Origin of the sequence: Synechococcus sp. A15-24 (assembly GCF_014280195.1) — a bacterium.
GTDB lineage: Bacteria > Cyanobacteriota > Cyanobacteriia > PCC-6307 > Cyanobiaceae > Parasynechococcus.
Map to the genome: position 1 here is coordinate 2,270,277 of NZ_CP047960.1, position 24,930 is coordinate 2,295,206.

26 protein-coding genes are annotated in these 24,930 nt (G+C 62.0%); 17 read left to right on the forward strand and 9 right to left on the reverse strand.

What is annotated here, in order from left to right; genetic code table 11:
* Positions 1–99: 99 nt before the first annotated feature.
* Entirely contained in the window at positions 100–1,086 is a 987-nt protein-coding gene (locus SynA1524_RS12710; RefSeq protein ID WP_186498382.1) for an RpoD/SigA family RNA polymerase sigma factor, read from the forward strand.
* A gap of 17 nt (positions 1,087–1,103) precedes the next feature.
* Positions 1,104–1,754: a diacylglycerol/polyprenol kinase family protein gene (locus SynA1524_RS12715; RefSeq protein ID WP_186498383.1), complete on the forward strand. Its 651-nt coding sequence runs from the start codon at positions 1,104–1,106 to the stop codon at positions 1,752–1,754.
* Here the strand turns inward: SynA1524_RS12715 and SynA1524_RS12720 are convergent.
* Together SynA1524_RS12720 and SynA1524_RS12725 are read right to left on the reverse strand one after the other, a co-directional pair.
* Positions 1,747–2,091: a hypothetical protein gene (locus SynA1524_RS12720; protein WP_353616562.1), complete on the reverse strand. Its 345-nt coding sequence runs from the start codon at positions 2,089–2,091 to the stop codon at positions 1,747–1,749. The two genes, SynA1524_RS12715 and SynA1524_RS12720, sit on opposite strands and share 8 nt — an antisense overlap.
* Positions 2,092–2,214: 123 nt before the next feature.
* Positions 2,215–3,282, reverse strand: a complete 1,068-nt coding sequence (locus SynA1524_RS12725) for a 3-deoxy-7-phosphoheptulonate synthase (protein WP_186498384.1) — start codon at positions 3,280–3,282, stop codon at positions 2,215–2,217.
* Positions 3,283–3,378: 96 nt separating this feature from the next.
* On the opposite strand from SynA1524_RS12725, the gene acnB reads away from it, so the two are divergent.
* The 3 genes from acnB to SynA1524_RS12740 are packed head-to-tail and all read left to right on the forward strand — an operon-like array spanning position 3,379 to position 9,055.
* Positions 3,379–5,961 (forward strand): bifunctional aconitate hydratase 2/2-methylisocitrate dehydratase, encoded by a 2,583-nt coding sequence (acnB, locus tag SynA1524_RS12730; protein ID WP_186498385.1) that lies wholly within the window; start codon positions 3,379–3,381, stop codon positions 5,959–5,961.
* 14 nt (positions 5,962–5,975) lie between these two features.
* Positions 5,976–7,421: a ClC family H(+)/Cl(-) exchange transporter gene (locus tag SynA1524_RS12735; protein WP_186498386.1), complete on the forward strand. Its 1,446-nt coding sequence runs from the start codon at positions 5,976–5,978 to the stop codon at positions 7,419–7,421.
* 56 nt (positions 7,422–7,477) lie between these two features.
* On the forward strand, positions 7,478–9,055 hold the full coding sequence (locus tag SynA1524_RS12740; RefSeq protein ID WP_186498387.1) for a B12-binding domain-containing radical SAM protein: 1,578 nt from the start codon (positions 7,478–7,480) through the stop codon (positions 9,053–9,055).
* Here the strand turns inward: SynA1524_RS12740 and SynA1524_RS12745 are convergent.
* Together SynA1524_RS12745 and purU are read right to left on the reverse strand one after the other, a co-directional pair.
* Positions 8,982–10,256: an O-antigen ligase family protein gene (locus tag SynA1524_RS12745; protein WP_186498388.1), complete on the reverse strand. Its 1,275-nt coding sequence runs from the start codon at positions 10,254–10,256 to the stop codon at positions 8,982–8,984. The two genes, SynA1524_RS12740 and SynA1524_RS12745, sit on opposite strands and share 74 nt — an antisense overlap.
* Positions 10,253–11,107 (reverse strand): formyltetrahydrofolate deformylase, encoded by an 855-nt coding sequence (gene purU / locus SynA1524_RS12750; RefSeq protein ID WP_049692723.1) that lies wholly within the window; start codon positions 11,105–11,107, stop codon positions 10,253–10,255. The genes SynA1524_RS12745 and purU overlap by 4 nt, the downstream gene beginning before the upstream one ends.
* Before the next feature lie 72 nt (positions 11,108–11,179).
* On the opposite strand from purU, the gene psbQ reads away from it, so the two are divergent.
* Positions 11,180–11,629 (forward strand): photosystem II protein PsbQ, encoded by a 450-nt coding sequence (gene psbQ / locus SynA1524_RS12755; RefSeq protein ID WP_186498389.1) that lies wholly within the window; start codon positions 11,180–11,182, stop codon positions 11,627–11,629.
* On the opposite strand, the gene SynA1524_RS13135 is transcribed toward psbQ, so the two are convergent.
* On the reverse strand, positions 11,593–11,736 hold the full coding sequence (locus SynA1524_RS13135; RefSeq protein WP_286188603.1) for a hypothetical protein: 144 nt from the start codon (positions 11,734–11,736) through the stop codon (positions 11,593–11,595). The genes psbQ and SynA1524_RS13135 overlap by 37 nt on opposite strands.
* Here SynA1524_RS13135 and SynA1524_RS12760 point away from each other — a divergent pair.
* Both SynA1524_RS12760 and pstS read left to right on the forward strand, forming a co-directional pair.
* Positions 11,686–12,714, forward strand: a complete 1,029-nt coding sequence (locus SynA1524_RS12760) for an NAD(P)/FAD-dependent oxidoreductase (protein WP_286188750.1) — start codon at positions 11,686–11,688, stop codon at positions 12,712–12,714. The two genes, SynA1524_RS13135 and SynA1524_RS12760, sit on opposite strands and share 51 nt — an antisense overlap.
* A 115-nt stretch (positions 12,715–12,829) precedes the next feature.
* Positions 12,830–13,783: a phosphate ABC transporter substrate-binding protein PstS gene (pstS, locus tag SynA1524_RS12765; protein WP_186498390.1), complete on the forward strand. Its 954-nt coding sequence runs from the start codon at positions 12,830–12,832 to the stop codon at positions 13,781–13,783.
* A 78-nt stretch (positions 13,784–13,861) separates the two neighbouring features.
* Here pstS and dnaK read toward each other — a convergent pair whose 3' ends face one another.
* Positions 13,862–15,775: a molecular chaperone DnaK gene (gene dnaK / locus SynA1524_RS12770; RefSeq protein ID WP_186498391.1), complete on the reverse strand. Its 1,914-nt coding sequence runs from the start codon at positions 15,773–15,775 to the stop codon at positions 13,862–13,864.
* Between the two features lie 115 nt (positions 15,776–15,890).
* Here dnaK and SynA1524_RS12775 point away from each other — a divergent pair, with 115 nt between their 5' ends.
* From SynA1524_RS12775 to SynA1524_RS12790, 4 genes are all read left to right on the forward strand, one after another.
* The gene (locus SynA1524_RS12775; protein WP_186498392.1) at positions 15,891–16,760 is read left to right on the forward strand and encodes a shikimate dehydrogenase; all 870 of its coding nucleotides are present in this window, start codon (positions 15,891–15,893) and stop codon (positions 16,758–16,760) included.
* A gap of 26 nt (positions 16,761–16,786) precedes the next feature.
* Positions 16,787–17,269 (forward strand): Tic20 family protein, encoded by a 483-nt coding sequence (locus SynA1524_RS12780; protein WP_011129363.1) that lies wholly within the window; start codon positions 16,787–16,789, stop codon positions 17,267–17,269.
* Positions 17,270–17,345: 76 nt separating this feature from the next.
* Positions 17,346–17,729 (forward strand): 30S ribosomal protein S6, encoded by a 384-nt coding sequence (gene rpsF / locus SynA1524_RS12785; RefSeq protein ID WP_186498393.1) that lies wholly within the window; start codon positions 17,346–17,348, stop codon positions 17,727–17,729.
* 40 nt (positions 17,730–17,769) lie between these two features.
* Entirely contained in the window at positions 17,770–18,009 is a 240-nt protein-coding gene (locus SynA1524_RS12790; RefSeq protein ID WP_186498394.1) for a hypothetical protein, read from the forward strand.
* Between the two features lie 118 nt (positions 18,010–18,127).
* Here the strand turns inward: SynA1524_RS12790 and SynA1524_RS12795 are convergent, their stop codons facing one another.
* On the reverse strand, positions 18,128–19,339 hold the full coding sequence (locus SynA1524_RS12795) for an argininosuccinate synthase (RefSeq protein WP_186498395.1): 1,212 nt from the start codon (positions 19,337–19,339) through the stop codon (positions 18,128–18,130).
* Positions 19,339–19,581, reverse strand: coding sequence for a hypothetical protein (locus SynA1524_RS12800; RefSeq protein WP_286188604.1), 243 nt, complete (start codon positions 19,579–19,581; stop codon positions 19,339–19,341). Before SynA1524_RS12800 ends, SynA1524_RS12795 begins: the two co-directional genes overlap by 1 nt.
* A gap of 14 nt (positions 19,582–19,595) precedes the next feature.
* Here SynA1524_RS12800 and SynA1524_RS12805 point away from each other — a divergent pair, with 14 nt between their 5' ends.
* The 5 genes from SynA1524_RS12805 to purT all read left to right on the forward strand — a co-directional run bounded on the left by SynA1524_RS12805 (position 19,596) and on the right by purT (position 22,625).
* A complete protein-coding gene (locus SynA1524_RS12805) occupies positions 19,596–19,877 on the forward strand; it encodes a DUF3134 domain-containing protein (protein WP_186498397.1) in 282 nt (93 codons plus the stop codon).
* A 68-nt stretch (positions 19,878–19,945) separates the two neighbouring features.
* Entirely contained in the window at positions 19,946–21,052 is a 1,107-nt protein-coding gene (gene mraY / locus SynA1524_RS12810; RefSeq protein ID WP_186498398.1) for a phospho-N-acetylmuramoyl-pentapeptide-transferase, read from the forward strand.
* Positions 21,053–21,055: 3 nt separating this feature from the next.
* Positions 21,056–21,304: a hypothetical protein gene (locus SynA1524_RS12815; protein WP_186498399.1), complete on the forward strand. Its 249-nt coding sequence runs from the start codon at positions 21,056–21,058 to the stop codon at positions 21,302–21,304.
* The gene (locus tag SynA1524_RS12820) at positions 21,304–21,462 is read left to right on the forward strand and encodes a hypothetical protein (RefSeq protein WP_173544310.1); all 159 of its coding nucleotides are present in this window, start codon (positions 21,304–21,306) and stop codon (positions 21,460–21,462) included. Before SynA1524_RS12815 ends, SynA1524_RS12820 begins: the two co-directional genes overlap by 1 nt.
* Complete coding sequence (purT, locus tag SynA1524_RS12825) at positions 21,459–22,625, forward strand: formate-dependent phosphoribosylglycinamide formyltransferase (protein ID WP_186498400.1); 1,167 nt, start codon at positions 21,459–21,461, stop codon at positions 22,623–22,625. Before SynA1524_RS12820 ends, purT begins: the two co-directional genes overlap by 4 nt.
* On the opposite strand, the gene SynA1524_RS12830 is transcribed toward purT, so the two are convergent.
* Positions 22,616–24,748: an HAD family hydrolase gene (locus tag SynA1524_RS12830; protein ID WP_186499660.1), complete on the reverse strand. Its 2,133-nt coding sequence runs from the start codon at positions 24,746–24,748 to the stop codon at positions 22,616–22,618. The genes purT and SynA1524_RS12830 overlap by 10 nt on opposite strands.
* Positions 24,749–24,930: the final 182 nt, after the last annotated feature.

Consider the following 24,930-nt stretch of genomic DNA (forward strand, 5'->3'; position numbering starts at 1 on the left):
TAAACCACATCAGGGGCTCCCGAAAGTCTTCGGATTCACAACAGTCAAATCTGAAGGTGAGTGCTAAATTGATTACAAATTCATCAGGAGACCAGGGTGATGGGGATCCCTCTGGACTCTTCCGGATCGACTGCAAAGTCTTCCCGGAAGTCCCTTGCCTTACCATCCACTGGACGGCGGGCATCAACGCGTCAAAGCAGCCGTCTGGCCACCGATTCCATCGGTTTTTATCTCAGCAGCATCGGTCGCATTCCTCTGCTGACAGCCGCTGAGGAGATTGAACTGGCGCACCACGTCCAGGAGATGAAGCAACTTCAGGAACTCCCTGAAGAAGAGTTCACCTCCCGTCATCATCACAAAATCCGCATGGGCAAACGTGCCCGGGATCGGATGATGGCCGCCAATCTCCGCCTTGTGGTCAGCGTCGCCAAGAAGTACCAGAACCAAGGACTGGAACTGCTGGATCTGGTTCAGGAGGGAGCGATCGGACTCGAACGGGCCGTCGATAAGTTCGACCCGGCCATGGGATACAAGTTTTCCACCTACGCCTACTGGTGGATCCGCCAGGGGATGACTCGCGCGATCGACAACAGCGCCCGCACCATCCGGCTGCCGATTCACATCAGCGAAAAGCTCTCCAAAATGCGACGCATCTCGCGGGAGTTGTCCCATCGGTTTGGACGTCAACCGAATCGACTGGAACTGGCCAGTGCCATGGGCATTGAGCCGCGCGAGCTGGAGGATCTGATCTCCCAGAGCGCTCCCTGTGCATCGCTCGATGCCCATGCCCGCGGCGAGGAAGACCGCAGCACCCTGGGTGAGCTGATTCCAGACCCCAACGGCGAGGAGCCGATGGAAGGCATGGACCGCAGCATCCAAAAAGAGCATCTCGGTGGCTGGCTGTCCCAGCTCAATGAGCGGGAACAGAAGATCCTGCGGCTTCGCTTCGGTCTTGGCGGTGAAGAGCCGCTGACCCTTGCGGAGATTGGGCGTCAGATCAATGTGTCCCGCGAGCGGGTTCGTCAGCTGGAAGCCAAAGCCATCCTCAAGCTGCGCTCGATGACCGATCATCAGCAGGCCGCCTGATCCAAGCCTCCAGTCCGGTGGTGCATCTGATCGGACCCATCGCCATCGGTCTCTGGCTCGGGATAGTGGTGCTGATCGCCGTGCTGACTCGTCAGCGCTGGCCCGATCAGCAGGAGTTGTCTCGCAAAATCATCCACATCGGCACAGGAGCCGTGGTTCCGCTGGCCTGGTTCTTCGCCATCCCGGCCTGGATCGCCGTTCCCTTTGCCGTATTGGTGACCCTGGCAACGGCGATCAACCACCGATGGCGCATCGTTCCGGCCGTTGAGGATGTCGATCGCAACAGCTACGGCACTGTTGCCTACGGCCTGGCGATCACCATGTTGCTGATTCTGTGCTGGCCCGCCCGAGCCGATGCAGTCTGCGCCGGTGTTCTGGTCATGGCACTCGGCGATGGACTGGCTGGCCTCATCGGCCGATCGGTGAACTCAGCGCGGTGGACCGTGCTGGGACAGACGAAATCCGTCGCTGGCACGTTGACCATGGCCCTGGTGTCAACACTGGTGCTGGTCGGATTGATGCTGGTCAGCGGCAACGCCATCGCCTGGAGAGTTGCCTTAGGCATCAGCACGATGGCCACGGCACTGGAACAAATTAGTCCCGCGGGGGTGGACAACCTCAGCGTGCCGCTGCTGGTGGGACTGGCCTGGGTGTTGCTGATCAGCTGACCCGCAGCATGGCGTTCCAGTGACCCTGCCAGTCGCCACGACTTCCGAGCCCGGCGACGAGTTCAACCTCAGCAGGGTGATGGGTGAGTTGCTTCTGCCATCCACGGATCTGGTCCTCCTGCTCCATCCAGCGGTTGATCACCATCTGCTGCAGTGGCTCAATGTCCCAATGCTGGTGACGTGCAACCCGCTGGGACCAACCCAGGAGTTCATCCAGCAGGAGGGGGCGAAAGCCTTCCACATGAAGACCGGTGCGTTGCTCCAGAGAAAACCGACACAGCGGATCTCCGAAGCCGAAGAAATGAAGGTGAATCAACATCGTCTCCGTCGTGATCAACAACCTACGGAGAAGTGATGGAAAAACTGTTCAACATGATCGGTTAATACTGAACAGTTAGCAAGCGCAAAAAGAAAGCCTGATTAGCACTCAAGCGCTTGGAGTGCTAATCAATGATGAACGTTATGCCGTCACAGCGCTGCTGCGCTCGGCCACGGCTTTAGCCAGCTGGGACAGCAGCGCATCTGTGGTCTCCAGGCTGATGCAGGCATCCGTGATGCTCTGGCCATAGGTGAGCTGGGAGAGATCAGCGGTGAGTTTCTGATTGCCTTCCACCAGATGACTTTCGATCATCACGCCCATCACATGGCCGGATCCAGCCTTCAACTGATCAGCCACCGTGGCGAGTACATCGGCCTGGCGGCGGAAATCCTTGTTCGAGTTGGCATGGCTGCAGTCCACCATCAGACGATCCTTCAGGCTCGCCTTGCTCAGTTCCGCTGCAGCAGCCTGAACGGCCTCCAGGTGGTAGTTGCTGCCCTGATGACCGCCACGCAGCACCAGATGACCATCCGGGTTGCCGGTCGTGCTCACGATCGAGGCATGGCCGTCGTGGTTGATCCCCAGAAAATGATGAGGTTTCGATGCCGCCTGCATCGCATTGATGGCGATGGTGGCGCTGCCATCAGTGCTGTTTTTGTAGCCGATCGGCATCGACAAGCCTGAAGCCATCTCCCGATGGGTCTGGCTTTCCGTGGTGCGGGCTCCGATCGCAGTCCAGCTGATCAGATCAGCGATGTACTGGGGAACCACCGGATCCAGCAGTTCCGTTGCAGCCGGCATGCCCTCCCGGGCCAGGTCCAGCAGTAAGCCACGGGCCCGCCTCAGGCCTGTATTGATGTCGTACGAGCCATCGAGGTGGGGGTCATTGATGAGGCCTTTCCAACCAACCGTCGTACGCGGCTTTTCGAAATAAACCCGCATCACCACCTCCAGCTGATCCTTCAGCCGTTCCCGGATCGGGGCCAGCCGTTCGGCGTACTCCCGCGCCGCCTTCACATCGTGGACCGAGCAGGGGCCCACCACCACCAGCAGACGCTGATCCTCGCCGCGCAAAATGGCCTGAATCCGTCGACGGGCCGATGCGACCGTCTCCATGGCGGCGGCATCAATCGGCAGATCTCCGTGCAGCAAAGCCGGAGCCACCAGCGGACGGGTCTCCACCACATGCAAATCCGAGGTGGTGGCCATGACCGCGCGCGTTAAACGGACCAAGGCTACGCATCCTGCTCACTGGCAACAGACCCTGTCCGGAAGAATGGTGGTCTGCCCCGCAAATTCCTCACCATGCTGAGCGCGTATCGCGAGCTGGCCGCCGACCGCGAAGCCCAAGGCATCCCGGCCCTGCCGCTAACCGCTGAGCAGACCCAGGCCCTGACCGAACTGCTGCAACAACCACCTGCAGGGGAGGACGAAGCCCTGTTGCATTTGCTCATTGAGCGCATTCCACCCGGAGTTGACGAAGCCTCTTATGTGAAAGCCACCTGGCTCAGCGCCGTCGCCCAAGGGCAAGCGACAAGCCCCCTGGTGTCACCACTGGAGGCCACTCGCCTGCTCGGAACCATGGTGGGTGGTTACAACGTGGCAGCACTAATTGAGCTGCTTCAGCACAGCGACGAGCAGCTGGCCAGCTGCGCGGCTGAAGGCCTCAGCCGCACCCTGCTGGTTTACGACGCCTTCAATGACGTGATGGAGCTGGCAGCGAGCAATCGCTTCGCCAAGCAGGTGGTGGACAGCTGGGCGGCGGCCGAATGGTTCACCCGCCGTGAGCCCCTGGCCGAAATGATCACGGTGACCGTGTTCAAGGTGGAAGGGGAAACCAACACCGACGACCTCTCACCCGCCACCCACGCCACCACCCGACCGGACATTCCCCTGCACGCCCTGGCGATGCTCGAGACCCGGGATCCCGAGAGTCTGAAAACGATCGCAACCCTCAAACAAAAGGGTCATCCCGTGGCCTACGTGGGCGACGTGGTGGGAACAGGCAGCTCCAGGAAAAGTGCGATCAACTCCGTGCTCTGGCACACCGGCGACGACATTCCCCACGTCCCCAACAAACGCGGGAGCGGCGTGATTCTCGGCGGCAAGATCGCGCCGATCTTTTTCAACACCGCCGAAGACTCCGGAGCCCTGCCGATCGAATGTGATGTCACCGTGCTGAACACAGGTGATGTGATCACCATCAGGCCCCACGCCGGCACGATCGAACGCGATAGCGAGGTGGTGAGTCGGTTCGAACTCAAACCCAGCACCATCAGCGATGAAGTGCGGGCCGGAGGCCGCATCTCTTTGATGATCGGCCGGGCCCTCACGGACAAGGTACGAGCGCAGCTGGGTCTCACCCCTTCGGACGCCTTCATCCGACCCTCGGCACCAGCAGACACCGGCAAGGGCTTCACTCTGGCCCAGAAAATGGTGGGTAAAGCCTGCGGCTTGCCGGGCGTTCGCCCCGGTACCAGCTGCGAGCCACTGATGACCACCGTCGGCTCCCAGGACACCACCGGACCGATGACCCGGGATGAGATGAAGGAGCTGGCCTGTCTCGGCTTCTCCTCCGACCTGGTGATGCAGAGCTTCTGCCACACTGCGGCTTACCCCAAACCAGTGGATCTGCAGACCCAGAAGGATCTGCCGGACTTCTTTGCCCAGCGCGGCGGTGTTGCCCTTCGCCCGGGCGACGGGATCATCCACAGCTGGCTGAACCGCATGCTCCTGCCCGACAGCGTGGGCACGGGTGGGGACAGCCACACCCGCTTCCCCCTCGGCATTTCCTTCCCTGCTGGTTCCGGCCTGGTGGCCTTCGCTGCTGCCATCGGTGCGATGCCCCTGGACATGCCCGAGTCGGTGCTGGTGCGCTTCAGCGGTTCACTGCAGCCTGGTGTGACGCTGCGGGATGTGGTGAACGCCATTCCATGGGTGGCCATTCAGAAGGGTCTTCTCACAGTGGAGAAGGCCAATAAGAAGAACGTCTTCAACGGCCGGATCATGGAGATCGAAGGTCTGCCGGATCTCAAGCTGGAGCAAGCCTTTGAACTCACCGATGCCACCGCCGAACGCTCCTGCGCCGGCTGCACGATCAAGCTCTCGGAAGCAACCGTGAGCGAATACCTGCGCAGCAATGTGGCCCTGCTGAAAAACATGATTGCCAGGGGCTATAGCGATGCCAAAACCCTGGCTCGTCGGATCAAGGCCATGGAGGCCTGGCTGGCCAATCCGCAGCTGCTGAGCGCTGATCCGGATGCTCAATATGCCGAAGTCCTGGAGATCAACCTCGACGAGCTCACCGAACCGGTGCTGGCCTGTCCCAACGATCCCGACAACGTGAAACTGCTCAGCGAGGTCGCCGGCGATCCCGTTCAGGAGGTGTTCATCGGCTCCTGCATGACCAACATCGGCCACTACCGCGCCGCGGCCAAGGTGCTGGAGGGCTCGGGCAGCAACAAAGCCCGCCTCTGGGTCTGCCCGCCAACACGCATGGACGAAGAGACCCTGAAGGCCGAGGGCTACTACGCCACCTTTGAAGCGGCCGGCTCTCGCATGGAGATGCCGGGTTGTTCGCTTTGCATGGGCAACCAGGCCCGGGTGGAGGACAACACCACGGTGTTCTCCACCAGCACCCGGAACTTCAACAACCGTCTGGGCAAAGGCGCCCAGGTTTATCTGGGCAGTGCCGAGCTGGCAGCGGTCTGCGCCCTGCTGGGTCGCATTCCTACCGCCGATGAGTACCGCTCAATCGCCGCTGAAAAAATTGATCCGCTCTCTGATGAGCTTTACCGCTACCTGAATTTCGATCAGATCAGCGGTTTTGAAGATCAAGGCCGGGTGATGAGTGCGGATGAGGAGGCGGCTGTGCTGGCTGAAGCCTGATCCCCCATCACCCTGTGCCCACCCTGAGCGAACCGAAACGACGACGCCACCTGCTGGGGTCCAGCCGCAGCATCCAGCGGTTGCTCGAACGCCGCTGGCTGGTGGTGGTTCTGGCGCTGGCACTCACAGGCCTGGGGGCTGCCATCACTGGCCTGCTGTTCACCGGAGGCATCAACCTGCTCAAGGATTGGCGCCTGGAGTTGCTCGATGACTTTCCCGCCTGGGTGGTGCTGCCAGCTCTGGGGGGATTCGGCGGTTTGCTGTCCGGCTGGCTGATCAGCAATCTGGCGCCCGCTGCCGGTGGCGCCGGCATCACCCACATCATGGGATTTCTGCGCCACAGGGCCGTTCCCATGGGGCTACAGGTGGGCCTGGTGAAACTCGTGGCCGGAATCATCGCCATCGGCAGTGGCTTTCCCCTCGGCCCGGAGGGTCCAGCTGTGCAGATGGGTGGGTCCGTGGCCTGGCAGATGTCCCGCTGGCTGAAGGCACCCGCGGCCTTTCGCCGCATGATCGTTGCCGCGGGGGGTGGCGCTGGTATCGCCGCCGTGTTCAGTGCACCGATTGGAGGTTTCATCTACGCGATCGAGGAGCTGCTGCACTCGGCCAGACCCGTGGTGCTGTTGCTGGTGCTGATCACCACGTTCTCCGCAGACACCTGGGCGGACGTGCTGGGCTTTCTCGGCCTCAACCCTGGGTCGTCCGGCCTCAGCGGCAGCAGTGGCTTCCAGCTGGAGCGCGCCTACACACCGCTGGTGAAATTCCTGCCCATCGATCTGCTGTATCTGATCGCACTGGGAGCCGTGATCGGGGTGCTGGCAGAGCTCTACACCCGCTATGTGCTGGCCATGCAGCGTCAGGGGAACCGCTGGTTCGGTGACCGATTAATCCTGCGCATGACCCTCAGCGGGGTGGTGATCGGCTGCGTCTATGCCGCCCTGCCCGACACCTTTCACAATCCATCGGAGTTGAAGCACCTGATTGCCGCTGGAAAAGCGGACGTCGGCCTCGCCCTCGCCAGCTTCGTGGTTCTGTTCTTCAGCACCGGACTGGCCGCCGGCTCAGGGGCCCCCGGGGGGTTGTTCATGCCGATGCTGACCCTGGGCGGTGCCATTGGCCTGGCCTGTGGCATCGGGGTGGAAGCCCTCACAGGCCACGTCCCCACCACCTATGTGTTTGCAGGCATGGGGGCCTTCGTGGCGGGGTGTTCCCACACGCCGATCTCCGCCATGTTCCTGGCGTTTGCCCTCACCAAGGACCTGCTGATTCTCAAGCCAATCCTCGTGGCCTCTCTGATGAGCTTCCTGGTGGCCAGGTTGTTCAACCCCAACTCCATCTACGACCGTCAGATGGGGATGGAGCTGGCGTCTGAAGAACGGATGCAGCAGCGGATCAACCGTCATCGCCGTCCGTTCACCCCGCCACCACCACCCTCCGGGCCCTCAGGAGACACCAACTGAATCAGGAAACCCTGCTGTTCGATCCGGCCACACCGGAACCCGATGCCCTCAAGGCCGTGCTGGCGTTTCCCAGCACCTATTCGGTGGGGATTACCAGCCTCGGGTATCAGATCGTCTGGGCGACCTTGGCGCGTCGCAGCGATGTCGACGTGCGGCGACTATTCACCGATCAGAGTGATCCTCTGCCGCGCCACTGCGATCTGTTCGGGCTGTCCCTGAGCTGGGAGCTGGATGGTCCAGTGTTGCCTGAGCTGCTGCAGAACCAGCGCATTCCCATCTGGGCTGTGGAGCGTCGCGATCAGGACCCGATCGTCTTCGGTGGCGGTCCTGTGCTGACCGCCAACCCTGAACCGCTGGCCCCCTTCTTTGATGCGGTGCTGCTCGGAGATGGGGAGCTGCTGCTGCCCGCCTTCATTGATGCTCTCCAGCAATGCCGAGGGGCTGACCGTCAGGCACGGTTGCGACACCTCGCTCAGGTGCCAGGGGTATACGTGCCCGCGCTCTATGCCCCTCAATACGACAGCGACGGCCAGCTGCAAGGGGTGAAACCGATTCAGCCTGGGCTGCCGCACACGATTGAAAAACAGACCTGGCGCGGCAACACCCTCAGCCACTCCACGGTGGTGACACCGGAGGCCGCCTGGCCAGACATCCACATGGTGGAAGTGGTGCGGAGTTGTCCCGAACTGTGCCGCTTCTGCCTGGCCAGTTACCTCACCCTCCCCTTCCGCACACCATCCCTGGACGATGGTCTGATCCCGGCGGTGGAAAAGGGTCTGACCGCCACCCAACGGCTTGGGCTGCTGGGTGCTTCGGTCACCCAGCACCCCCAGTTCTCCGATCTGCTGCATTGGTTGGATCAGGACCGCTTCGACGGCACGCGCATCAGCGTGAGTTCCGTGCGAGCCGCCACGGTCACCCCTGACCTGGGACGGATCCTGGCAAAACGGGGCAGTCGGTCGCTCACGATTGCCATCGAAAGCGGCAGCGAACGCATGCGGGAGGTGGTCAACAAAAAGCTCTCCACCGAAGCGATCCATGCCGCTGCCCAGCACGCCAAGCAAGGCGGGCTGTCAGGCCTGAAGCTCTACGGCATGGTCGGTCTGCCGACCGAGAGCGATGACGATGTGGACGCCACCGCCGATCTGCTGCTGACCCTGAAAAAAGGCACCCCTGGGCTGCGTTTCACCCTTGGCGTCAGCACCTTCGTGCCCAAGGCCCAGACCCCCTTCCAATGGCAAGGGGTGCGGCCGGAAGCGGACAAACGCTTGAAACGGCTGGCGAAGAAAGTCAAACCCAAGGGCATTGAGTTCCGCCCGGAGAGCTACGGCTGGAGCGTGATCCAGGCCCTGCTGTCCCGCAGCGACCGACGCCTGGCCCCGGTGATCGCCGCCGTCGGCGACGCCCGCGAGAGCATCGGCGGATGGAAAAAGGCCTATCGAGCTGCCCTTAACGACGAGCTGGATTCCATCCCTGGCGACCCGCTGCCGGCCCCACCCCCCTGGGATGAGGTGGTTCATGGGACCTGGGAGCCCACCCGCGTTTTGCCCTGGACCCACCTCAGGGGTCCGCTTGCTCCGGAGAAACTGCTGGAGCATCACGATCAGGCCCTGGTTCCTGGCACTGACGGCTGAAGGCACAAAGCCCGGCGAGCAGGGTCCAGCCAAGGATGTTGAGACGGCTGTCAAACAGCGGCAGATCGGTGGCGTGCATCACCACCATCACCAACGTGGCGGCCCACCAGGCCCGCTCCAGTGGAGCCTTCTGCAGCATTCCGCGTTGGGCGGCCAGCACCAGCAGGAACAGCACTGTGCCGACGATCAACAGCATCGCCGGCACTCCATGACTGACGGCCAGCTCCAGTGGCAAGTTATGGACATGGCCATGCCAGCGCTTGGCAGCATGGATGGGATACAGAACGCTGAAAGCAGCAGCACCCCAGCCGAACCAAGGGCGGGCCGTCACCAACTGCAGGGCGTACTGCCACTGACCCAAACGCGTGTGTTTCCAGGCGGTTTCCCCCTGGCTTTCCAGCACCCGCACCAGCACCTGATCTGGCAGCAGGCGCATCCCCCACTGCTGCAGACCGGCGGGAACCCCCGGCAGGACAGCAAGCAGGAGGGGTGAGGCGAGGAGCAGCAGCAACGGCAGCAACCACATCCACTGGCAAGGCCCGAACACGAACGGCAGCACCAGCACCAATCCACCCATGGCATTGCGCGACTGGGTGAGCAGCACTGCCAGCGCGGTGGCCATGGACAGCAACAGAGCGCCCCCGCGTCGTCGCCAGCCATCGGGGCGAAGCACGGCAGCCAGCATCAACGGCCAGACCACTGCGAGCCAGGCGCCGGTGATGTTGGCGTAATCGAACAGACCGGACAGACGACCGATCGGGCGGCCATCGGGATGCAGAAACCAGATGATCGCTCCGCCCCCCACCTGCCAAGGGCCCTGCCAACCCAGGAGCATCTGACCGAATCCCGTCACCAGAACAGGCAGCGTGCCCGCCAGCAACATCCACACCGCCTGGCGGCGTTGGCTGGCCTTCGCGAGGTGAGGTTGAAAGGCCCAGAACGCCCAGACAAAAGGCAACCAGTTGGCCAGACCTGCCCAAGCCAGGCCAACGTTCTCGGCCAGACAGGCCCCGATCAGCATCAGCAGCCCAGCCAGCAGCAGCGGCTGGCACCAACGATCCCGCCACAGCGGTTGCTCCCGACCACGACTTCCGCTGACGCAGGCGATCAACAGGCCAACTCCCGCCAACAGAGCGCTGGAGGGCAGAAAGAACAACCCAAGCCGAAACGCCTGGCCCCCGATGCGCCGATCCCTGATCACGCGAACACAGCCGTACGGCCCCGATAGACCATTACCTGACGGTGAAGATGCATCCGCAAAGCCCGCGCCAGTGCCAGCCGTTCGGTGTCGCGTCCCTTGCGGATGAGGTCATCGACATCATCACGGTGACTCACGGGCACGGTGGTCTGCTCGATGATCGGCCCGTCGTCGAGGTCCTCGGTCACATAGTGAGCGGTGGCACCAATCAACTTGACCCCCCGCTCCCAGGCTCGGTGATAGGGCTGCGCGCCCTTGAAGGCCGGCAAAAAGGAGTGGTGGATGTTGATCACATCCGGGAAACGCTGCAGAAAATCACCACTGAGCACCTGCATGTACTTGGCGAGCACCGCGAGTTCGATCCGGTTCTCTGCCAACAGCTCCAGCATCCTCTGCTCAGCCTCCGGTTTGGTCGCCTTGGCGACTGGAACACAGACAAAACGAACCCCGAACCCGGCACAAAGGGGCTCGAGATCCGGGTGGTTGGCGATGACCAGCGGCACCTGCATCGGCAATTCACCGCTCTGCACCCGCCACAGCAGATCCTGAAGGCAGTGGGCCTGCTTGCTGGCGAAGATCGCCACCCGAGGCATTGCATCGGAAAAGTGCAGCTGAGCCTGACCGTTCAGACGCTGCTCCAATGCTGCAGCTGCCTCGGGCAAGGCAGCCCGCGACAGACCGAAGCCATCGAGATCCCACTCGATCCGACTGAGAAACAACCCTGCCCCCGCATCGGTGTGGTGGTCGGCGTGGCGGATGTTGCCGCCGTTGGCTGCCACCCAACCTGCCAGCTCACTGACCAACCCCGGACGATCCGGGCAGATCATTTGCAGGATCACCGTGACGTCACGCACGACGAAGGTTTGAAAAACAAATTCTCCCGCGCAGAACTGGCTGGTTAAAGTCCACGGGATTTTTTCCTGACCATGCTGAAGGCCCTGCGCCGCCTTGCCGCGATCTGCCTCTGCGTCGCGTTGAGCCTGGGTCTGATGGCCCCGGCTGCTGTCAATGCTGCTGGCATCAACCCAGATGACCTGGCGGTGATCCGCCGCCAGGCCGCCGCGTTTGAAGCCACCAAGTCCCGTCTGCCTGACCTGGCACGGCTGGTGAGCGCTGAGGATTGGGTCTTCACCCGCAACCTTCTGCATGGTCCGATGCAGGAAGTGGGTCGTGAAATGTCGTACATCAACCAGCGCCTGGATCGCTCTGAGCGCAAAGATGCCGACAAGATCGCCCGCAAATTGAAGGAAGCCCTTGCAGACCTGGATGAAGCGGCCCGCCTGCAGGACGGCTCCCGTCTGCAACGGTCCTACAGCAACCTGGCGGCCAGCTTCGACGCTTACTCCGACGTGATCCCTGCTGAGGCCTTCAGCTGAACCATCCGATTGCCGTTGTCGGTGCCGGGGCCCTTGGCCTTGGTACCGCCTGGCACCTGAGCGGCCTTGGCCATCCGGTGACGGTCTTTGATCCTGGCCTGACCCAACCCGTCAGCAGGACAAGCTCTTCAACCGATCTCAACGGCACCACAGCATCCCTCGGTGTGCTGATGGGACATGTGTTCCGCCGCTCCAGTGGCCGTGGCTGGCGGCTGCGCAAACGCAGCATGGAACTCTGGCCCCACTGGATCACCAAGCTGCGGCGCTTCGTCCCGGAACTGGCTCTACGAACCCCGCTGCTGCAAGTCGCAGGTGATGAAGCCAGCAGAGTTCGTTTCCACGATCTGGCCGAACAACGCCAAAAGCTTGGTCTGACCACCTTGTCCGCAGCCGAGCTGCACGGGATCTGGCCCGGGGCAGAACACGGTGGACTGCGATCTGAGCAGGACGGTCGCGTGGATCCCCTGAAGCTGCAGCAATCCCTGCGACTGGCCGTTGGAGAGCGTCAAGTGGGCCTGGTGGCTGAACCTGTGGAGGCCGTGGCGCGTAATAACGCCGGCTGGCGTGTGTGGAGGGCAGGAGGCCAGCACGACGACTTCTTTGCCGTGGTGATCTGCGCAGCCATGGCCAGCTCAGCGCTGCTGGCCCCCCTGGGTCACGACCGTCCCATGGCACCGGTACTAGGACAGGCCCTGCGATTGGAGTTGAACAACGCAGCCATCGACTGGCACCACTGGCCCGCCGTCCTGGTGGATCAGGGCTTCAACCTGATTCCCGATGGACCGGGTCGATTGCTCCTGGGGGCCACCGTTGAACCCGGTACAGAAGCCGCAGAAGACCCCCTCGCTCTGATGCGATCCCTGCATGACCAGGCTCCTGAATGGCTGAGATCCGCCACGGTCGTTGAGCACTGGAGTGGCCTGCGGGCCAGACCGGTGGAGCGACCGGCTCCACTCCTTGAACACGTCGAACCTGGTCTGCTGCTGGCGAGTGGTCACTACCGCAACGGCGTGCTGCTGATGCCGGCCAGTGCGGAATGGATCGCAGCTGAACTGAACCACAACCTTCCGATTACCGGCGCTTAGCCCCGCCTTCCCCTGCACTGCATACGGTCCCGATGGTCACATCCACGTGCATTCGAACCCATGCGTCGTTCCAACAGCTTTCGTGCCCTGCGCCATCGCCGGCCTGAGCGCCTCCATGGCCCTCACCTCCTGCTCCAGTGGTGGCAGCGGCGGCGGCGATGACAAGGTCACCGGAAAACTCAACGGCGCTGGCGCCTCCTTCCCGGCAGCCATCTACCAGCGCTGGTTCCAAGAACTCCAGCCGGAGGGCGTCACGGTGAACTACCAATCCGTGGGATCCGGCGCTGGCGTGCGTCAGTTCACGGCCAACACCGTGGATTTCGGTGCATCGGACAAACCGATGAAGGAAGCCGAAATCGCCAAGGTGGAGCGAGGTGTGCTGCAGATTCCGATGACGGCTGGCGCGATCGCTGTGGCCTACAACCTCGAAGGATGTGACCTCAAGCTCACCACCGAGCAACTGGCAGGAATATTCCTCGGCAAGATCAAAAACTTCAGTGAACTGGGCTGCGCAGACCAGAAACTCACCGTGGTCCGTCGCTCCGATGGTTCCGGCACCACCTACAACTTCACCAAGCACCTGTCCGCCATCAGCGAAGAGTGGAAGAACGGCCCCGGCGCCGCTAAATCCATCAAGTGGCCCACCGGTGTTGGCTCGAAAGGCAATGAGGGTGTGGCGGCCCAGCTAAATCAGATCCCAGGTGGTGTGGGCTATGTAGAAGCCGCCTACGTGAAAGGCAAGCTCCAAGTTACAGCCGTCACCAACGCCTCAGGCGAACAGGTGAAGCCCACCAACGAAACCGAGAGCGCTGCCCTCGACTCCATCGACATTGGCCCCGATCTCATCGGTGGCAACCCCACCCCCCCTGCGGGCTACCCGATCGTGACCTTCACATGGGTGCTGGCCTACGAAACGGGCAATGGCGACAAGACCGCTGCTCTGAAGAAGACCTTCGAGTTCATGCTCTCCGAGAAAGCCCAATCCCAGGCTCCCGAGCTGGGCTACGTCAGCCTGCCGAAGGGTGTGGTGGAGAAGTCCCTGGCTGCCGTCGAAAAGATCAGCGAATGATCGTGATCTGATCGTTTCCACAACACAAAAAAGGGGCCCGTATGGGCACCCTTTTTTGATGGCTATCAGATCAAGCGATCACTTGGTTTCCGTGAACTCCGCGTCGATGACGTCATCGCTGGCGTCACCACCGCCGGAGGCCGCGCCTGCTCCAGCGTCGCCACCGGGAGCTGCACCACCAGCAGCAGCACCTTCCTGCTGATAAACGGAGGCGCCCACGGTGTAGAGCTCCTGCTGCAATTCCTCCAGCAGGGTCTTCATCGCGTCGTAGTCCTCAGCGTTGATGGCCTCCTGAAGCTTCGTGCGCTTCTCGTCGACCTTGGCCTTGGCATCAGCCTCGACCTTGTCGCCGAGTTCGCCCATCTGCTTTTCAGCCTGATAAACAAGGGTCTCGGCCTGGTTCTTCAGGTCGATCTTTTCGCGCTTCTCCTTGTCGGCGCTGGCGTTGGCCTCAGCGTCCTTCACCATCTTGTCCACTTCGGAATCCGAGAGGGTCGACGCACCGGTGATCGAGATCGACTGCTCCTTGCCGCTGCCCTTGTCCTTGGCGGTGACGCTGAGGATGCCGTTGGCGTCGATGTCGAAGGTCACCTCGATCTGAGGAACACCCCGGGGAGCCGGAGGAATGCCATCGAGACGGAAGGTTCCCAGGGACTTGTTGTCGGACGCCATCTCGCGCTCACCCTGGAGCACGTGGATCTCCACGTTGGTCTGACCATCCACAGCCGTGGAGTAGGTCTCGGTTTTCTTGGTGGGAACCGTGGTGTTGCGGGTGATCATCTTGGTCATCACACCACCGAGGGTCTCCACACCGAGGGACAGCGGTGTGACGTCAAGCAGCAGGATGTCCTTGACCTCACCAGCCAGCACACCGCCCTGAATGGCGGCGCCGACGGCAACCACCTCATCGGGGTTGACGGTCTGGTTCGGATCCTTGCTGGTGGTGCGCTTCACCAGCTCCAGCACGGCCGGGATACGGGTGGAACCACCCACCATCACGATCTCGTCCAGCTCGCTGGAGGAGAGCTTGGCGTCCTTAAGCGCCTGCTCCACAGGGATGCGGCAGCGGTCGATCAGGTTGGCGGCCAGCTCTTCGAACTTGGCACGGGTGAGGGTGAGATCCAGGTGCTTGGGACCCTCGGGCGTGGCCGTGATGAACGGCAGGTTGATCTCGCTCTGCGTGGCGCTGGACAGCTCGATCTTGGCCTTTTCAGCCGCCTCAGTCAGACGCTGCAGGGCCTGCTTGTCCTGACGCAGGTCAATGCCTTCGTTCGACTTGAAGGTCTCAGCCAGGTGATCGACGATCACTTTGTCGAAGTCATCGCCACCCAGGTGCGTATCACCGGAGGTGGAGAGCACCTCAAAGACCCCGTCACCTACCTCGAGCACGGACACGTCGAAGGTGCCGCCGCCCAGATCGAAAACAAGGATGCGCTCGTTGCTCTTCTTGTCGAGGCCATAGGCCAGAGCCGCCGCGGTGGGCTCGTTGATGATCCGCAGCACCTCGAGGCCGGCGATCTTGCCGGCATCCTTGGTGGCCTGACGCTGGGAATCGTTGAAATAAGCGGGAACGGTGATCACCGCCTGGGTGACGGTCTCACCGAGGTATTTACCGGCGTCCTCGGCCAGCTTGCGCAGCACCTGCGCAGACACCTCTTCTGGGGCGAACTGCTTGTCGAGAACCGGGCACTTCACCTTCACGTTGGCGCCGGCCTTCTCGACGCCGTAACTCACTTCCTTGGATTCCTCGTTCACTTCATCGACACGACGGCCGATGAAGCGCTTGACGGAATAAAAAGTGTTGTCCGGATTCATCACCGCCTGACGCTTGGCGATCTGACCGACCAACTGGTCCTGGTTCTTGGTGTAAGCCACGACGGAGGGCGTGGTCCGGAAACCCTCGGCGTTCGCGATCACGGTGGGTTTGCCACCTTCCATCACGGACACGCAACTGTTCGTGGTGCCAAGGTCAATGCCGACAACCTTGCCCATCGGTGGCCACCTCCTGAAGGGATGAACGAAACCTCGTCATCTTCATCAGGGGACCCTGCCCCAGGCGAGGTGTGGTTCCCGAACAGGCAGGCTGGGCGGGCATTCCGACGAGGCCATGATCAACGGCAGCACTGGTTTGGTGGGGCTGCTCGGCAATCCGGTACAGCACTCGCTCTCACCTGCGATGCAGAACGCGGCACTGCAGGCGCTGGGACTCAACTGGCGTTACCTGGCACTGCCCTGTGAGGAGAACGCCCTCCCACAAGTGATGGAGGGGCTCAGGGCGGTGGGCTGCCATGGCCTCAACGTGACCATTCCACACAAACAGGCTGTGACCTGCCTTTGCAGCCAACTCAGCACAGCTGCCCGTCGGCTTCAGGCGGTCAACACGCTGATCCCCGATGGAGAGAATGGCTGGTGCGGCACCAACACGGATGTGGAGGGGTTTCTGGCACCCCTCGGCGGCAGCGAACGCTGGAGAGATCAACGGGCCGTGGTGCTCGGCTGCGGCGGTTCCGCCCGAGCTGTGGTGGCTGGCTTACAGACCCTTGGCTTGGCATCGATTCAGGTGGTCGGACGACGTTCGGAGGCGCTGTTGAACTTCATTGCTGACCTGCAGCTGGAGGACGCCCCTCTGAGCAGCTGCCTCGAAACAGATCCCGCCGTGGCTGACCTTCTGGCCACAGCTGATCTGGTGGTGAACACCACGCCGGTGGGCATGGCCCTGCACGGCGACGCCTCCGCCATGCCCCTGGGCTCTGATCTCTGGAACAGGCTTGCGAAGCAGGCCACCCTTTATGACCTGATCTACACCCCACGTCCCACCGCCTGGCTGCGTTGGGGTCAGGGGCGGGGGCACCGATGCATCGATGGGCTGGAAATGCTGGTGCAGCAGGGCGCCGCATCCCTGAGGCTTTGGAGCGGCGTCAATGACGTTCCCGTGGACAGCATGCGCCACGCGGCTGAAACCGCTTTGAGCCATTAGCGTCAGCAAATTCATCAGGGCCGACGATGGAACCCCCCCTCTGGCAGCGACTGGTCGCGCCATTGATGTACCTACTGCCCTGGAGTGATGCCATTCCGCTTGGATTCGGCCCCGACGGACTGTTTCTTCAGTATCCAGTCCTGAGACCATTGGTTTTACCCGCTTTGCCGCTGATGCAGCTGGAGCGCAGCATTCCTTTTGGTCTCGGGGGCCTTTTGCTGTTCTTCGTGCTGTTCCTCGCCGTGGTGCGGAATCCAAACGTCCCTTATTTCCTGCGCTTCAACGCCCTGCAGGCACTGCTCACCGACATCGCGCTGATCGTGTTGAGCATCGGCTTCCGCCTGTTGCTGCAACCCATCGCAGCAGGCAGCCTGCTGCTGGGCACCCTTTCCAGCGCCGTGGTCGTTGCCGTTCTGGCCATCCTGCTCTTCTCGCTCGTGGAATGCCTGCGAGGCCGCGAACCTGATCTGCCCGGCATCAGCCAGGCTGTTCGGATGCAGCTCTATTGATCCGGGAGGTCCGGGGGATAAGGTGTTGGATCCGTCGCTCACCACGGTGAGCCTGAAGTCCCCGCCGGCACAGCCCATGACGCTCGATCCGTACTACGAAACCATGTACATCCTTCGTCCGGATATTCCGGAGGAGGAGGTTGAGAGCCATCTCACCAAATACCGCGACATGCTGGTTGAAGTTGGCGCGGATGTTTTGGATAACCAGATGCGCGGGAAGCGCCGCCTGGCCTATCCGATCGACAAGCACAAGGAAGGCATCTACGTGCAACTGAGCCACAACGGCGATGGCCAGCAGGTGGCTGTGCTGGAAAAAGCGATGCGCCTCAGTGAAGACGTGATCCGTTACCTCACGGTGAAGCAGGAAGGCCCACTTCCCGCCCCACGCGTCGTCCCGGGCAGTGAGCCCGCTGCCGCTCCTCAGGAGCAGCCCGCAGCCAACTCAGAAGCCGCTTCCTGACACGGTTGTTCTGGTCATGGACCGGCGATAGCGTCAGTCCATGACCCAGGACGCCAAGCAGCATCAAGCTCCGATACCTCGCTGGATGCCGCAGGCACCTCGCTCAACAGATCATCAACTGCTGCAACGTCGCATTGATGAACTGGAAGAGCAGATCAAGGTCTATGAACTACTCCTGGACGAGTTGCCGGAGTTGTTCGAGCGCAAGTTCCAGCAACCTCTCGAACCGTTGATGGAGCGTCCAACTGCTAGCTCAGCAGTTGGACGCTCCTCCGGATGATCATGACCACCCCGCCCTGCCGCCTTCAAAAGTGCAGAGCGCGGGGGATCGATCGGACAATGTGATCGGATTCCCCCAGTTCCGGCTACCGAAACTTCCAGGATTCGGTCAGCGGCGCTCAGCCTGATTTCCGCTGGGAGGCAGCCCAGAGACGGGTTGGCAATCCCCAGACGTAGATGAATCCCTCGGCGGCGCGATGGTCGAACGTGTCTTCACTGCCGTAGGACGCCATCGCAGGCACATAAAGACTGCTCTGGGTTGAGCCGCGGCCGATGACCGTGGCATTGCCCTTGTGCAGACGCAGGCGCACGACGCCGTTGACATGCTGCTGGGTCCGATCCATGAAACCGTCCAGTGCATCCTTCAGCGGCCCGAACCACAGGCCCTGATACACCAAGTCAGCCCACTGCATCTCCAGCTGACGTTTGCTGCGCAGAACATCAGCGGCCAACGTCAAACTCTCCAGTTCCTGATGGGCCTGAATCAAGAGCAGCAAGCCCGGTGTTTCGTAGATCTCCCTGGATTTAATCCCCACCACCCGGTTCTCGATCATGTCGAGACGGCCGATGCCGTGACGACCCGCCAGACGGTTGGCTTCGCGGATCATCGCCACTGGATCCAGGACCTGGCCATTGATGGCGACGGGGTTACCGGCTTCGAAGGCAATCTCGATCTCCTCGGCTGCATCAGGCGTTTCCGACACCGGAGAGGTCATGGCGAACACCTCCTCAGGAGGCGCCACCATCGGATCTTCAAGCGGTCCCGCCTCGATGCTGCGACCCAGAAGGTTGAGATCGATCGAATAAGGAGACTTCTTGCTCACCGGCGCCGGGATTCCGCAGCGCTCGCCATAGGCAATGGTCTCCTCACGGCTCATTCCCCACTCCCTGGCGGGGGTCAGCACCTTCAGATCGGGAGCAAGAGCCGCAATAGCCACATCGAAGCGCACCTGATCGTTGCCCTTGCCGGTGCAGCCATGGGCCACTGCATCGGCACCCACCTCGCGGGCCACCTCCACGAGGCGGCGAGCGATCAACGGCCGCGCCAATGCTGTGGAAAGGGGGTAGCGCCCCTCGTACAAGGCATTAGCGCGGATGGCGGGGAAGGCGAACTCTTCGATGAAGGGCTGAATCAGATCCCCCACCAACGACTGACTCGCGCCGGCATCCAAGGCCTTTTGACGAATCGGTTCCAGCTCATCGCCCTGGCCGAGATCAGCGGCGAAGGTGATGACCTCTTCAACACCCCATTCCTGCTTCAAATAGGGAATGCAGACGCTGGTATCCACCCCGCCGGAGTAGGCGAGAACCACCTTGTTGGCGCGGCCCATCAACGGGTCTCCTGATCAGAATCGATTGATTCTCCCCCTTCACCGTCCCCGGGCCGTGCTGCCGACAGCAGCACCCACCCCGCCATCAGCAACGCCGGCAGCAGCACGATGGTCATAACAACAGCCCAGGGCGCCTGCAGCGGAGCTAGGTGCTGATCACCCCAGAAGCGCAGACCCCAGCTGATCACCAACGCCGAACCCCAGCTGATCAATAGCGCCACGACATCACGCATGGTCGTCATCAAGGGCATGAACTATGTTGGTGGATTGGACTGTCTCCTCAACGATGAGCGCTCTCGACAGCATCAACCCCTCCCTGACGCGCTACGGACGCAGGGATCCGGCCCCGGTGCTGCCCCTGCGTGAGGAGCCTGATCTTCTGAGTTGGCTCGAGGCCAGCGGCCGGCTTGTGGCTGATGAAGAATCCGGTTCTCCCGAAGTGAGCACGGTTGAAGAGGAGGAGCTCTCAGCACTGATGGGTGAGAAGGAGGATTACAACAACGCTGACGAGCAGAACGAGGAGCAGTGGGAGGACTGACATCCGGTCCTTGTCTGGTCGGTTTCGGACAGCTCCTCTAGGGTCCCAGCGCACCGGCCACTTCAGTCGTGACTGACGTCAGCAACCGTCCTCGCACCTGGTGGGAGAACGGATCCGTCAGTGCATCACTTCTGACTGTTGTGGTTCTGGCAGGCAGCCTGGCCTCTGATAAATGGGTACCGAACAGCCAGCTGACGCTGCCTCTGCTGATCTCAACCGCCGTGGCCGCTCTGGTGGCCGCGGCGGGAATCCCGCGCCTCAAAGCCCTGAAGGTGGGTCAGGTGATTCGGGTTGAAGGACCTCAAGCCCATCAGTCCAAGGCAGGCACCCCAACAATGGGAGGGCTTTTGGTGGTGCCCGTGGGCACGATCATCGGGGGGCTGATCAGCCTGGAGGGCACAGCAGCTCAGCAGCTGCTGGCTGTTTCCACCATCACCTTGGGCTACATGGTGATCGGTGGTTTTGATGATTGGCGCAGCCTCACACGCCAAACCAACACCGGCCTCACACCCCGCGGCAAGTTACTGCTGCAAAGCCTGATGGGGGTTCTCTTCCTCGCCGTGGCGGCATGGCAGGGCTGGATCAGCAGCAGCGTGTCCCTGCCCTTCGATTGGAGCCTGCCGATCGGTTGGCTGATCTGGCCCCTGGGACTGTTTGTGTTCCTGGCCGAAAGCAATGCCACCAACCTCACCGATGGACTGGATGGGCTGGCCAGCGGTTGCGGCGCTCTGGTGTTCCTGGGAATGGCTGTGCAGTTGATGCTCAGGGGACACACCGGTGATCCGGCGCTGGCGGGCTTCTGCATGGCCATGGCCGGCGCCTGGCTCGGCTTCCTGATGCATAACCGCCACCCGGCGCGGGCATTTATGGGGGACACCGGCTCCCTTGCCATGGGAGCTGCCCTCAGTGGCGTGGCCCTGCTGTCGAACAGTCTTTGGCCTCTGCTGGTGATGGGCGGGGTCTTCCTGGCGGAGTCCCTGTCAGTGATCATTCAGGTGTGGGTGTTCAAAGCCACCAAAGGACCGGACGGTCAAGGGCGACGCGTGTTCCGGATGGCCCCCCTGCACCATCACTTCGAACTGGGGGGCACCAGCGAACGCGCAGTGGTGCCATGCTTCTGGCTCGTCACGGCCGGCTTCGTGCTGCTGGGGCTACTGCTTCGACCGACCATCTGAGCAATGACTTACTTCACATGGCGGGAATCCGGTCTCACCACGGACTGCGCCAGCCTGGAGGCGATGGCGGCACGGTTTGAGGAGTCCGCCAGCCTGATGCGACGCATCGCGGAGGAGGGGTTCCGCCTCGAGCGCGATGGCGACCAACAACGGATCACCCATCCCGATCCCTCGGTGTTCGAAGCCTGGGGATTCGTCAGTGAAGAATCTCCTGTTCGCCAGCTCACACTGATCCCGGATCTGGACACCTGATGGACGAACTGCTCACCAAAACAGCAGACCTGCTCTCCGCTGCCGCCGCTGATCCAGACCGTGTGCTGCGCTGGGTGTTGATTTACTTCGGCATCTCATCCCTGGGCTTCATCGCCGTCTGGTTGATTGGTGAGATCCGCCGTCAAAGCCGCCAATGACCCAATTTCCCAAGACGGTGATGCTGCTGGGCAGCGGCGAACTGGGGAAGGAGGTGGCCATCGCCGCCCAGCGCCTCGGCTGCCATGTGATCGCCTGTGATCGCTACGCCGATGCTCCCGCGATGCAGGTGGCCGATCAGGCGGAAGTTCTGGCAATGACGGACACCGACGCGTTGTTGGCAACAGTTCGTCGCCACCGCCCTGATGTGGTGATCCCCGAGATTGAAGCGCTGGCGTTGTCAGCTCTGGCGGAACTGGAGCAGGACGGAATCACAGTGATTCCCACCGCGCGGGCCACTGCAGTGACGATGAACCGTGATCGGATCCGCGATCTCGCCGCCGGCGAACTCGCTCTGCGGACGGCGCGTTTCGCCTACGCCGCCAGCGCGGAAGAACTGCGAGCCGAAGCTACTGCCCTCGGCTGGCCCGTGGTGGTGAAACCGGTGATGAGCTCATCCGGCAAAGGTCAGAGCGTTGTGGATGGACCGGATGGTCTGAATCAGGCCTGGGAGGCTGCAATGGCCGGCGCCAGGGGAACCTCCCCCCGCGTGATCGTGGAGGAATTTCTCCGTTTCGACCTTGAAATCACCCTGCTGACCATTCGTCAGCACAACGGTGAAACCCTGTTCTGTGCCCCGATCGGCCATGAACAGGAGAACGGTGATTACCAGTGCAGTTGGCAGCCAGCGGAGCTGTCGTCCGAGCAGCTGCATCAGGCCCAGGCCATGGCCAGGACGGTGACCCAGAACCTGGGGGGGGTTGGCCTGTTCGGTGTGGAATTCTTCCTCTGCGGCGATGAGGTGATCTTCTCGGAGCTCTCCCCACGACCGCACGACACTGGCCTGGTGACATTGATCAGCCAGAACCTGAGCGAATTCGAGCTGCACCTGCGTGCGGTTCTGGGCTTACCGATCCCGTCGATCACGACTGCCGACGCAGCCGCCAGTCGTGTGATCCTCGCCCAGAACCAGATGGATGCTGTCAGCTACACGGGCGTCGACACGGCCCTGCAGGAACCCGACACCCAACTACTGCTATTCGGCAAACCCACGGCTCGCCCAGGACGTCGCATGGGGGTGGCCCTGGCCAAAGGGGAACACCTGGCAGAAGCGCGAGCCAAAGCCGATCGGGCCGCAGCCTGCGTTCAGGTGATTCAGCGCTGACTGGGAAACCGGTAATGACTCAATCCATCCAGCACGGCCGCAAGGCTGGGGCGACCTGAGAACAGCACCCGTTTCTGTTGGGGATGGCGTACGAGGCAGGGATCATGGTCCGCCGGTACCACCGTGGCCGGTAGCCCCCGGAGCAACTCACCATCACCCTGCTGACTGGCCATCACCATCACCCTCTCGAGGGGCAGCTGCCAGTGCAGAGCGAGGTGACGGATCGCCTCACTACGGGACGCCAGCCGAGGAAGAACATCTAAATACCAGTGGCAGCGCCGTTGAGGCCGAGCCGACAGCCCCTCCCGCCTCAGCCGCTGACGCACGTGGCTTAACACCGATTCATCCGGCTGACGTTGCAGGTAACTCAGCTTCCAGGGCCCCTGATGCTCTTCGCTCTGGGGTTCTAAAAGGTCGTAGAGATCCTCCATCACAGCCTCCACGGAGTCACGCTGCCAATCGGCATCGATGTTCTGCTCCCAGATGCGATCGGGCTGGAGATCCTCGCCCAGGTGAATCTCACTGCCTGCCCGGCTGATCCAGACCAACGGCGACGGCAGATGCAGATCGCCGTAGCGCTGCCGCGCCGCCGCCAATGATCGACCGGTCAGGATTCCCAAGCCGTAGCGCTGACCATCGTGTTCCAGCTGTCTGCGCAAGGCAATGAGCGACGGGCCGTCGGGACAATCGAGGGTGCTTTCGAGATCGAGCAACAGCAGATGATCCGGTCGATGCACTGGGGCCGGCGAACCCTGAAGCCTTGAACCCCCAGATGGCAGCTGATGCAGATGGGCTTGCATCAGTCCCAGGTAGCGGCAGACATGGGCATCCCAGCTGAAATGTCGTGACACCGCCTCCACACCGTTATCGCTCCAGCGCCGCCAGCGACTGGCATCCTTGCCAGCCCGCTCGAGCGCCTCCTGCAACGCTCCGGCATCGGTCACATCCACCAACAGGCCGTTCTCACAGCGGGCCTGAATATCGCGAGGACCACCGTCATCGGTGGCGACCATCGGCAGACCACAGGCCGCGGCCTCCAGCAGCGTGAGACCGAACGGTTCCGTCAGCGCAGGGTTGACGAACAGACCTCCCCGTTGGGCTGCCCAGCGGTAGAAGGCCGGCACCTGCGAGCGGCGATGCTGTTTCGGGTAGGCGACCGAGCCATAGAGGTTGTAACGATCGACGAGATCGAACACCTGCTGGAACACATCCCGTTGCTGCCTCTCCATCTGTCGGGGATCCTCACGGCACCCCAGCACCAGCACGAGGTTGTGGCGGTCCCGCAGCACCGATGAGGATCCGAAGGCCTCCAACAGAGCTGGGATGTTCTTTCGGCGGACAGCACGGGAAATCGCCAACAACGGTGGCTTGCGGGGATCGCGAAGAAAGGGGCTGAGCAACTGATCCAGAGCCTCCCCTTCAGCGGCGGGGGAAACGGGGTGAAAGCGTCCGGCATCCACGCCGGGCGCGATCACCTGAGCGCGATCACGACGGAACTGGGCGTAGCGGGCGTATTGCAGGTCTGCTTCCTGCTGCGTGCTGGTGATCACCAGATCCGCCTGGGTGAGTGCCTGCTCCTCCGCTTCAATGCGACGGCTCATGGCGTAGGCCTGTTCGATCTGTTGACGATCGCCACCGCCGGCGAGAAGACGGCGTTGCTTTTCGCGGCCGAGGGAATGACCGGTGAACACCAGGGGTAAACCAAGCCGTTGGCTCACCAGAGCCCCGACAAAACCGGCATCGGCGTAATGGGCGTGAATCCAATCCACCTCGTGGCCGGGCTGGGTGAGGTGATGCACCAGCTGATCGGCAAGATCTTCAAGGTGCGGCCAAAGCTGTTCCTTGCGCAGATAACGCTTCGGACCAAACGGAAAGCGCAGGATTCGAGCACCGGGAGCAATCATCTCGAGTGGGCGCTCATAGTCCGCAGCAACCCGACGGTCCTGCACAAGGCGTGTCACCACATCGACCCGTTCAACCTCGGGACGCTGGGCCAGGCTGCGCACCAGATCCAGCACGTAGAGGGTCTGGCCGCCGGTGTCCGCATCACGACCAAGCTCCAGATCCCGGGAACGGAACAGACCGTGCAAGTGCAGATGAAGGACGCGGACACCCCTTCCCATGACTGCCATCCCTTCAAACAACAGCGGAATCAAGCGACTCCGTTGATTTGTCTTTAGGGAGAAAAAACGAACTGAAAGTTGAAAAAAACGTTAGGGATGATCGTTTTGGAGCGACCTGATTCAGCCAAAACAGTGATGAACACTGACTATCAGCAACCGCTTCTCAACGGCTCAATGGAGAA